The following is a 10,013-nucleotide window of genomic DNA, read 5'->3' on the forward strand; positions in this document are numbered from 1 at the left end:
GTGCAATATGAAAGGGCTTATACTATATTTTAGTGCAACAGGAAACACAAAGTTTGTTGCTTTAGAAATCAAGAAATATTTTAAAACTAAAGGAATTGAAATGGATATTCATTCTACTGAAGAAGATTTCATAATAAAAGATGATTATTATGACTTTATGATTTTGGGAAGTCCCAAGCACTATGAATATACCCCTTGTTTTTTTATTAATTGGATGGCTACCAATTTGCCTATTTTCAAAAAACCTACTCCTACTATTCAATATTTAACTGGTGTGGCTCCTACAAAAACTAGCTTTAATTTATCAGAATCTATTCTCAAAGATAAAAACTGCAACCTTGTGATTTCTAAAACCATAAGAATGCCAAATAACTATCTAATTGGCTTTTTCAAAGAAACTACTACACTAGATTGTAAACTATACACATTTAATGCTTTAAAAGAAAGTAAACAAATAGTTGATTCCTTTTTGAATGGCAACTACTCAATAGAAAAAGTAAGCCCCCCTTTAGCTTTCTTATGTAGAAAAACTAATGAATTTTATGGAAAAAGAACTAAAAAAGCCGGTGTTCATTTTTCCGTTAATGATACTTGTATAGAATGTGGTATTTGCATCAAATCCTGTCCAACTCAAAATATAAGCTTTGATGGTAATAAAATTATCTTTAAAGATAGTTGTATTATGTGTACACGATGTGCAAATATTTGTCCTCAGAATTCAATTATTTATAAAGATAAAAAGCCAGCTCAATACAAATATCATATAGGAAAAATACTTTAAAGGGCTGTTATTTGAAGGGCTAATCTTGCTTAATACGTCTTTTATTTCTGCAATTGAAAACTCCAAGCTCCTCAATAATTGCACTAACTTTGCTTTATTAAAATCGGCCTCATTATTTTATACACAAAATCCCCTCTTTAATATCATTATAAACTATGCCCTGCGCTGGGAAGTCAATAGGCATATTCCTTTTCCTCCTAGAATTGATTTTTTACAATTTTATAATTCTCCTCCAGTAACCTCAACCATTATATTTTTTAAAGCTTTAAGGGCAATAGCAAAGGTTCTTGCCCCCTCCCCCTCTGATTTTTTTTCCATAGTATCCAAACTAGCAACACCATTAAGTTCTAAATCATTTAATCCATCAAAATCCGTTAAATGTGGCTCTAAAGATAAGAAACCTTCATACCCATTATTAAATAAAGTATTTATAACCTGCTTCACTTTTCCATCGCCCTTACCTGCTGGTACAACATGTCCATCAATATAAACTGCATCTTTTATATGAACGTAGTAAATATAATCCTTTAATAAATCATAAGCCTCTGGAAAAACCTTTTCATTACATTGTACAAAATTTGCTAAATCAAAAACAGCTTTTACATATTCACAATTCATTGTTTGAACCACATCCAGACATCTTTCCGCTGTATCCCCATATATCTCTTTTTCATTTTCATGTAAAAGCATTAACCCAGAACCTCTTGCTACTTTTACATATTGTTTCCATCTATTCATAACTTCCTCTCTATAATTTGCCGGATTTTCTCCCTGCGGTATAAAGAAACTAAACATTCTAATATTCTTTGTTTCCATAATTTTTGCAATATTCATAGTATGTTTAAAAAGTCGTAAATCAGGTTCAAAATCATCAGTTATTAGAATTTTACCAACAGGTGAACCTATTGAAGATATTTTAAAATTCCTTTCATCTAATTGTTTTTTTATCATCTTTACTTCCTCTAAAGAATACTCACATATACACTTTCCATTAACGCCTCTAAGCTCTATATATGAGATCTTATGTTGTTCTAAAACATCCATTTGAATCTTTAAGTCCCTATGAATTTCATCTGCAAAAGCTGATAAAGTAAATTTACTCATTTTTATTTCCTCCCAATATGTTGTTACTTGTATTTTATTTTATATTAAGATTACTTGAAATTCTTAGTATTTACTGCTTTAAATATTGCAAATATTGCTTTATACTATATTGGGAGTGATTTTTATATGACAAAGGATTTGGTTTCTTATAAAACAAGTGATTTTTATTTTTCTCATCCGTTTACTGAATCTCCAACAGATATAGATACACATATTCATGATTGCTATGAATTGTTTTATTTTATTTCCGGTGATGTTAAATATTATATTGAAGGACAAGTGTATCAACTAGAAAAAAATGATATGATTGTAACCAATTCAAGAGAACTTCATAGAATTGTATTTAATTCTCAGAAAAACTATGAACGAAAATGGATTCAGTTTAAATCAGAGTTTATTTTTCCCCTTCAAACAAAAGACTACAATATGCTAACTTATATAGAAAAAAGAAAATTAGGTTACTTTAATAGAATTCGTAGTGAAAATGTAATATCCTATGGAATTGATAAATATTGGTTAGAAATTGAAAAATACTGCCAGAATGATTCCGCTGAAAGTTCTATTATGATTAAAACTCTTTTGGTACAAATGCTTATTAAAATAAATAAAATCTTCTCAGAAAATAAAATTGTGATTATGGATTCTTTTGAAAATAACGAAAAAATCAACACTATTTTGGATTATATCAATGAAAATCTGAATAAAACAATTACTCTAGATTTACTAGAGAAGTTGTTTTATGTTAATAAATATTATTTATCACATATTTTTAAAAAAAGTACTGGTTTTACTGTAATTGAATACATTACTTATAAAAGGATTATTGAAGCAACTAAACTGCTATATAAAGGCATCCCTATACTAGAAATTTCTGATGCTGTGGGTTTTGGTGATTACTCTAATTTTTATAAAGCATTTAAGAAAATCACTGGTGTTTCTCCAAAGCAATATACAAAAGAATTCTAATGCTTTAATTCCAATTGTTTTACTATTCATTTTTATCGGATAATCAATCTTTCAACCATTGCAAAGTAAGTGTGTGCTTAATGCATTACTTTTATATCCTTTTTTAGATAAACACTTGAAAATATAGTAGTTAGTATTCTCTGTTTGATAGCATGTTCTCATTCATCTTTTTCCTAAAATTGTGGATACCCCGTTGCTATCAAAGCTGAATAAGATTTTAATAATCCAAGCAAAAATTAGTATTACAACTATTGGGATAACACAAGAGATTATAATCAGAACTGCAACAGCCTCTAAAAATGTAGTAAGTGTATCTTCTCCTTTTTTAACCATTTCGGATATGTCAATTCCTATTTTAGAGGTTAAATCGGACAAATAATCCTCAATTTTTCCCATCCAATTTTGATCTTTTTCGGAAAGGTCTTTTTTCTTTTCTTCGATATATTCTTTATTTTGGTTTGCTATTTCAACTGTTTGCTCTATTGAAGCTTGATAAGAATCATATATTAAGTCACTTACTTGTATACTTATCGGAATTGCTATAAATATAATTATTCCAAAAATAGCTAATTTTATCGCAAGATTTCTTAATACCTCTTTCTTTATGTACAAATAAAAAATACCCAAAAGACAACTAAAAGGAATAATAAAAGTAAATGACACATACCCAACTACTGCAATTAATATCTTTTCTAATAAAATAGAACCCAGTATAACAATGAAATAAGTAGCTAATTCTGCAATTTCATTAGCAATTGGCATTGCAGCATCTCCAGGGATCAACGATAAAGCAGTGGAGGATGCTGCCGTAGTTGATGCCAGCTTAATAACTGTAGCTTTTTTATCATCCAATGATTTTATTGTTGCTGCATTAAAATCTGGCGCTGTTACTATTGTTGATACAACAAAAATTGAGACTTATTTTCATCCATTCGTCATCTACAGTTATAACATCACATTCTATTTGTCCCGCAAAAATTTCTGAGACTGTAAGCCTACATCTTTTACCTTCTAGTTCCTTTAGTATTTCGGACATTTTAACTTCCTCCTTTTTTGAATTTATTTTCCTCACATCTTTTTTTAACTTTTTAACTTTATCCTTTAATCCCATATCGGAAATGACTAATGCAAATGCCATCAATCCAAATATCTCCATATTATTACCATCTCCACTTAGAATTAAAAAGAAAAATCTTGCAAAAATACCCATTGCAACTGCAATATAAGAAAAATCATAATTTAAGATTAAATTTCCTAACACCATCAAAATAGAAACTATTAATACTAACCCACAAATAAAAGCACAAACTTTTTGTCCTGTAATTATCATAATAAATTCCTTCTTTAGATTAATTGTTTTCTTTAAAGTCATAATAGCTGTACGAGCTTATTTGAATCAACATAAACATACCGCTTATAAATACAGGAAAGCCCCCCGTTTTAAATGTCATATTACCCATTATAGTAATTATTATTAGCACCAAAGAAGCACCTCTTGAAAATTGGAAAGCTTTATATCCAGTTTTATATATTTTTAATTTTTCTGCCTCATCACAACTTTCAAGAAAATCTTTGTGAAATTTAAAAGATGTTGGATCTCCCTTCAATCTACTATCATTTTTTTGCATAAATTTAATGGTTACAATCTCCAGTACTGAACCTGCTATACAGGAAACCAGAAATACAATAAGTGTAACAAATAATTTACTATTGGTAACATCAAAGGTCATTCCTAAAAGCATAAAATTTAGTATAATAAAAACAGAATTTATAGATAATGAAATATCACGAAATTTGCTTCCATATTTCTCAAAAGACTCTATTTTATCATCAGACACATTTTCTTGAAACATCATGTTAGTGATTTTTCTGCCTTTAATATTAAAATAAACAGCTGGTAAGAATAAAAATACTATTAAGGCAATATTTATATTTATGCTATTTTCTATGAAAAGCTTGCCCATATTAGTGAATAAATTCACATATTCTGAATCTTTAAACTTAATCATTCCTATAGATGAAATCCCACCCAAAATTCCACCGATAATTAATAATAATAATAAACGAAATGCTGTTTTGTTATACACCTTTTTTGCTTTATTCATCTTCATTTTCCTCCTCATAACTAAAAATCTCTTCTATAGCAACATCAAATATTTTTGCTAGTTTTATCACCAAAGTTATTGAAGGATTATATTCCCCTCTTTCAATTGAACTTATTGTTTGCCTTGATACTCCACACATTTTACTTAATTCTGTTTGGTTAATACCAAGCTTTGCTCTTTGAACTTTCAAAGTATTATATAAAGGCATCTCTTCCTCCTCATGACAAATTTACATATAATTTTGACAACTTTTATTGTTATGTTGACAATTATTCTTGTCATACTTATGATACCATTGACAAGATTAGTTGTCAACTTTTTTTCATTTAATATTAGTATTTGAAAGAAAAATTACACTGCTCAATTTTGAGCAGTGTAATTTTATATCCCAACTATAAAATCTCCATGATAAATTAACCCAAAAATAAGGATTTTCCAACTAATCTTCTAATTTTTTCATAATTTCTGTTATTGTTTTAATTGATAATCCAGTTAATGCAGAAATTTGTTCTATTGATAAATTTAAAGAAATGGCATTTTTGACCGTAACTATTTTTTCTTCTTCTCTTCCTTCTTCTCTGCCTTCTTCCCTTCCTTCAATCCAACCTTCTTCTTTAGCTGTAGACATTATATCTCTTTCGATAGCTATTGCTTCTAAGTGTTTTTCATAAGCTCTTCTATCTTTTTGATCTAACTTTGTAAGATTTAATTGTTTTTCTGCCTCTTTGATATATTTAGACTTAAATTCTTTTTTGATTTCTGAATTTTTCAGCATGTATATCCATTCATCTATATCTTCTTTTACAATATTCTTAAATCTTTCTATATTAATCAAATAATATTCTGGGAATATATTTGCTTTCTCTTTAAAAGACACTTTATCTTTTCCTTTATCATCTATCTGGACTACTTTGTTTTTTACCTTTAATTTTTCCTTTGTATTCATTCCATAAAATTCTGTGGTTCCATAATAAATATAATCTTTTCCGGTTCCTAAATTAAAATACAGGATGCTTACTGAAATAACCTTTGAAATATCTTTATATTTGTCCCCTAATTTAAAGTAATCCACTATAACTTTTGAACTTCCATAAAGAACTCTTTCTAAGTAATCAGATTCTCTTTCATTTTGTATTTCAACTATTATTTTCTCTTTACTTTCATCTTCTACAAGAATATCTACTCTGTTAAATTTATTTGTTTCACTTATTTGATTTCCTTCACTCTCTAGAATATTTAAAATAACAATATCTTTTTTGAGTAAGGCTGTTAGCAATCCTTCTAACACATTAAAGTTACTTTTATCCCGTAACATCTTTTTTATAAACCAATCAAACCTTATTAATTTATTTGAGTTTTCCATCTGATTCACTTCCTCTCTATGGTAATAATTCTAATGAATTTTTCAAAATCCTCTATATTATTCTGAGTGATATCATATATCATGACGTCATTAATATTAAAATACATATGAACTATTCTGTTTCTAAACTTTGCCATATTAAAATATGTATGTATATGCGCTTCTTCAATAACTTTATTATTAGCTAAAATAGTAAAATGTGATTTATTATCCTCAGGTTTTCCCTTCAAATTCAAAACTTTTATAATAATCTTTCATAAATGAATCCATATTTTATCTTCTAAATCATGCTGTGCAATATAACTTAAAGTGCTCTCATAAGCTCTTACAATTTTAATTTCTTTATTTCAATATAATTATATCATAACTTCCAATAATTATAAAAATACTCTAAGAACTTTAGAGGCTTTTGTTAAAAATATTATTTTATATGCCTTTCCCTTGATAATAATAAATATTTTTTATTCTAGCTACAGTAACATCATCCCTTGAAAATAATATTGCTTTTTACTTTAATTCAACCGGTGCACCTAGTAAGGAACCTTTGATGACCAACTTCCTTTCGCAAGACATTTAGGTTTAGCTTTCTACTCACCTTTTCAAAATAGAATCATATTTTATTGTATGAGATTAAATCACTAAAAAGATTAGGAGGAAAATGTTGTTACCATATTGTAAATTTTGCCCTTATTATTACTGCTGTATATATAACCCATTGATTGATTGTGCCCCTAATAATAAATGAGCTTTAATTAGAAATCTCAAAAGATTTAATTGGGATAGTTATGTGAATTATTGGATTCTGATTAAAACATTAGAGAATAAATGGTTTTTGGGTAAATTAAGTGAGTATGATCCTAAAGAAAGAAAAATGAAGATTCTAGCATTAACTAATAGAAAATTTTATTATATTGAAAAGTATCAAGATAGTATTGTTGAGGCGTGGGTAGTAGAAAAGTGGATCAATTTAAAGAGCAAAAATCATTCAAACCTAACCTTCTGAATCTCAACCTCATTTAAATAATTTATTACCTCCTAGGATCTCAAGGTGTAAAATTTTCCAGGAATACCTTGCCCATTGCAATTCACTCACCCTCATTATAAACAGCTCCAAAAATCCACTCCTCCACTCCTACGCCAATCTTTTTCAACTATATAAATGATTTTTTATATATTCTTCTTGAAGTCTTGTACTTGGAAAAATTTGCACCTCAGAGGTGCATACAACCTCTACAATTCTATCATAAAATGTCAATACATTAGAAGTTTGTTTCTCTTGTTGAAACTGAACAGAAGTTGCTAGATTGTAAAACTTTAAAAAGGTACTGCCATATGAGTTGTTATAACTCATATGGCAGCCACACCAAAACCCTATGCTTATCCTTTTTTTATAACACTATTAATAGTTTTAATTATATTAATCAAAAAGTCTCTATGTTCTTTATAAAACTCAATCAATACTTTAAATGGGGGTTTTTTATATACATGAGCTGTATCATTTCTAAATTTACTTAAAGTTTTATATAATACTATTTCATTCTTAGGTAAAAATTCTTCCTTTATACATAATTCAATTGCATCAGCATAAGTGATTTTATTAACACTTATTGCAAGTATTTTAAGACATTGACTCATATAGTTTCCTAATAACTCTTTATATTGAAGAAAACTAGTTCTAAAACTTTGCTCTAAATGTTTTTGAATAACTATTGGCTGGCTATCATAAATGGATATTATTTCATCTAAATCTTTTATTACATCTTGCATACTAATACTTATATATTTTAATCGTTCATTATTTAAACTATTCATTTAAACCACACCTTTCATTAATACACATCTCTATAAACCACCATTCAGCAGCTAACCATTCATTGAATTTTTCAAACCACCTATCAAAAGCTTCTGATGTTTCAATTAAAGACTTACCTTGGAGTATTTCTCTTAATAATAGAACGTCATTTTTTTCTGGTAGAATAAGATCAATTTCTCTACTCAGTCTTTCACTTATTTTATCTTCTAAATCCACTAAATCTATATAACTTAAATTATCACTAAAAATAGCAAAATCAACATCACTATTTTCTGTAAAAGTACCATTGCTATAAGAACCAAATAGATATAAAGCATCAATCTTATCTTTAGGTATTAAATCTTTGATTTTTTCATAAATTAACTTATGATTCATATTTCCACCATCCTTAAACAATTCTAAAACATAATTACTTTAATATCTATATTATATCCTAAATAAATGTACTTTTCTCCTGTTGGCTAAAAAAAGTGTCTTCATATTTCGCAACCACATCAGAAAGGAAATATTTTTAGAAAACAATAACTTCCAGTTATCGCTAGGCCCCCCCCTGTGTTAAGATAGTTTTTCATGTTTATGATAAAATTATTATTAATAAAAGAAGAAAGGTTGTTAAAATTTGAACAAACGAATAAGGAAATTAATTGATAATTTAATGTATATCTTGAACTCAAAACTCTTAAATGAGTTAGCTATAAAAGCTAAATTTCTAATAAAAGATAGCAAATTCACTCCAGAAAAATTTATAAGTTTATGTGTGTTTTCAAATAATCATTTATGTGAAAATTCTTTAGAAGAATTAAGTACTTGGTTGCGAGTAAATGAAACTTTATCAATAACTAAACAAGGAGTAAATAATAGATTTAATAAGGAATCTGAGGATTTTTTAAGAAGTTTCTTTAGTAAATTAATGATGTCTCAAAGTAAGCTTTTTTCTCATAACGAAAAACGTTTAAAAAGCATAGTTGATGCTGGTGAGAGCGACTTTGGGCATATTCCTAAACTTGAGAATAACATAGGAAAAAATGATTTGAAATTAAAAGATTTAGGCTACTTTAAAGTTAATCATCTTGAATATATAGATAAGGCTGAAGCTTTTTATACGGACATGGTACCTGAACCCTTACAAAAACTAGAACAATTTTTGTTGCTCAAACAAGCATTTAAAGAATGGCTTTTAGATCACATAAATATTAGCAATTACATTTTACTATTAAAAAAGCACCTTCAAATGTTATTATATATCATTTGGGATGCTTTTTTGACAACTAAATATTTCAGCCACCTAAATGTTAATTCTCAATATTGAGCAGTGTGATTTTGAAATAATTCTACCTTAGAGAATATTAGCTACGACCTCAGGTGTGTAGTATTTTCCATGATTTCTTTTATTGTCTCAATTGATAATCCAGTTAATGCAGATATTTGATCTATTGATAAATTTAAAGAAATAGCATTTTTAACAGTAACTATTTTTTCTTCTTCTCTTCCTTTTCCTCGTCCCTCTTCTCTTCCTTCTTCTCTTCCTTCTTCTCTTCCTTCTTCTCTTCCTTCTTCTCTTCCTTCAATCCATCCTTCTACCTTAGCTGTAGACATTATATCTCTCTCAATTGCTATAGCTTCTAAATGTTTTTCATAGGCTCTTCGATCCTTTTGTTCTAGTTTTGTAAGATTTAATTGTCTCTCTGCTTCTTTGATATACTTGGACTTGAATTCCTTTTTGATTTCTGAATTTTTAAGCATATATATCCATTCATCTATATCTTCTTTTACAATATTCTTAAATCTTTCTATATTAATTAGATAATACTCTGGGAATATATTATCTTTCTCTTTAAAAGTTACTTTATAATCACCTTGTTCATCTAGGTGCACTACTTT

The 10,013-nt window shown here is 27.9% G+C and carries 15 protein-coding genes; 4 read left to right on the forward strand and 11 right to left on the reverse strand.

Going from position 1 to position 10,013, the window contains the following annotated elements; genetic code table 11:
- Positions 1 to 7 precede the first annotated feature (7 nt).
- On the forward strand, positions 8 to 781 hold the full coding sequence (locus BUB83_RS12895; protein WP_073338878.1) for an EFR1 family ferrodoxin: 774 nt from the start codon (positions 8 to 10) through the stop codon (positions 779 to 781).
- Positions 782 to 1,000: 219 nt separating this feature from the next.
- Here the strand turns inward: BUB83_RS12895 and BUB83_RS12900 are convergent, their stop codons facing one another.
- A complete protein-coding gene (locus BUB83_RS12900) occupies positions 1,001 to 1,885 on the reverse strand; it encodes a sugar phosphate isomerase/epimerase family protein (RefSeq protein ID WP_073338879.1) in 885 nt (294 codons plus the stop codon).
- 126 nt (positions 1,886 to 2,011) lie between these two features.
- On the opposite strand from BUB83_RS12900, the gene BUB83_RS12905 reads away from it, so the two are divergent.
- Positions 2,012 to 2,851, forward strand: coding sequence for an AraC family transcriptional regulator (locus tag BUB83_RS12905; protein ID WP_073338880.1), 840 nt, complete (start codon positions 2,012 to 2,014; stop codon positions 2,849 to 2,851).
- A 162-nt stretch (positions 2,852 to 3,013) separates the two neighbouring features.
- Here BUB83_RS12905 and BUB83_RS12910 read toward each other — a convergent pair whose 3' ends face one another.
- The 6 genes from BUB83_RS12910 to hepT all read right to left on the reverse strand — a co-directional run bounded on the left by BUB83_RS12910 (position 3,014) and on the right by hepT (position 6,555).
- Positions 3,014 to 3,703 carry a hypothetical protein gene (locus tag BUB83_RS12910; protein ID WP_143160544.1) on the reverse strand — a complete coding sequence of 230 codons (690 nt, stop codon included), beginning with the start codon at positions 3,701 to 3,703 and terminating at the stop codon, positions 3,014 to 3,016.
- Positions 3,704 to 3,722: 19 nt separating this feature from the next.
- Positions 3,723 to 4,181, reverse strand: coding sequence for a hypothetical protein (locus BUB83_RS12915; RefSeq protein ID WP_073338882.1), 459 nt, complete (start codon positions 4,179 to 4,181; stop codon positions 3,723 to 3,725).
- Positions 4,182 to 4,200: 19 nt separating this feature from the next.
- On the reverse strand, positions 4,201 to 4,956 hold the full coding sequence (locus tag BUB83_RS12920) for a DUF3169 family protein (RefSeq protein WP_073338883.1): 756 nt from the start codon (positions 4,954 to 4,956) through the stop codon (positions 4,201 to 4,203).
- On the reverse strand, positions 4,949 to 5,164 hold the full coding sequence (locus BUB83_RS12925) for a helix-turn-helix transcriptional regulator (protein WP_073338884.1): 216 nt from the start codon (positions 5,162 to 5,164) through the stop codon (positions 4,949 to 4,951). The genes BUB83_RS12920 and BUB83_RS12925 overlap by 8 nt, the downstream gene beginning before the upstream one ends.
- Before the next feature lie 231 nt (positions 5,165 to 5,395).
- Positions 5,396 to 6,319 (reverse strand): Rpn family recombination-promoting nuclease/putative transposase, encoded by a 924-nt coding sequence (locus tag BUB83_RS12930; RefSeq protein WP_073338885.1) that lies wholly within the window; start codon positions 6,317 to 6,319, stop codon positions 5,396 to 5,398.
- A 5-nt stretch (positions 6,320 to 6,324) separates the two neighbouring features.
- Positions 6,325 to 6,555 (reverse strand): type VII toxin-antitoxin system HepT family RNase toxin, encoded by a 231-nt coding sequence (gene hepT, locus BUB83_RS12935; protein WP_341465353.1) that lies wholly within the window; start codon positions 6,553 to 6,555, stop codon positions 6,325 to 6,327.
- 551 nt (positions 6,556 to 7,106) lie between these two features.
- On the opposite strand from hepT, the gene BUB83_RS12940 reads away from it, so the two are divergent.
- Positions 7,107 to 7,322: a hypothetical protein gene (locus BUB83_RS12940; protein ID WP_073338887.1), complete on the forward strand. Its 216-nt coding sequence runs from the start codon at positions 7,107 to 7,109 to the stop codon at positions 7,320 to 7,322.
- A gap of 144 nt (positions 7,323 to 7,466) precedes the next feature.
- Here BUB83_RS12940 and BUB83_RS12945 read toward each other — a convergent pair whose 3' ends face one another.
- From BUB83_RS12945 to mntA, 3 genes are read right to left on the reverse strand one after another with little or no spacing between them, the layout of a single operon-like run.
- Entirely contained in the window at positions 7,467 to 7,670 is a 204-nt protein-coding gene (locus BUB83_RS12945) for a hypothetical protein (RefSeq protein ID WP_073338888.1), read from the reverse strand.
- A 26-nt stretch (positions 7,671 to 7,696) separates the two neighbouring features.
- The gene (locus BUB83_RS12950) at positions 7,697 to 8,131 is read right to left on the reverse strand and encodes a hypothetical protein (protein ID WP_073338889.1); all 435 of its coding nucleotides are present in this window, start codon (positions 8,129 to 8,131) and stop codon (positions 7,697 to 7,699) included.
- The gene (mntA, locus tag BUB83_RS12955) at positions 8,124 to 8,507 is read right to left on the reverse strand and encodes a type VII toxin-antitoxin system MntA family adenylyltransferase antitoxin (protein WP_073338890.1); all 384 of its coding nucleotides are present in this window, start codon (positions 8,505 to 8,507) and stop codon (positions 8,124 to 8,126) included. The genes BUB83_RS12950 and mntA overlap by 8 nt, the downstream gene beginning before the upstream one ends.
- Positions 8,508 to 8,751: 244 nt before the next feature.
- Between mntA and BUB83_RS12960 the strand changes: the two genes are divergently transcribed.
- A complete protein-coding gene (locus tag BUB83_RS12960; RefSeq protein WP_073338891.1) occupies positions 8,752 to 9,441 on the forward strand; it encodes a hypothetical protein in 690 nt (229 codons plus the stop codon).
- 41 nt (positions 9,442 to 9,482) lie between these two features.
- Here BUB83_RS12960 and BUB83_RS21990 read toward each other — a convergent pair.
- On the reverse strand, positions 9,483 to 10,013 hold a 531-nt coding region (locus tag BUB83_RS21990; protein ID WP_479723235.1), incomplete at its 5' end, for a hypothetical protein.

Origin of the sequence: Clostridium grantii DSM 8605, assembly GCF_900129965.1 — a bacterium.
GTDB lineage: Bacteria > Bacillota > Clostridia > Clostridiales > Clostridiaceae > Clostridium_AF > Clostridium_AF grantii.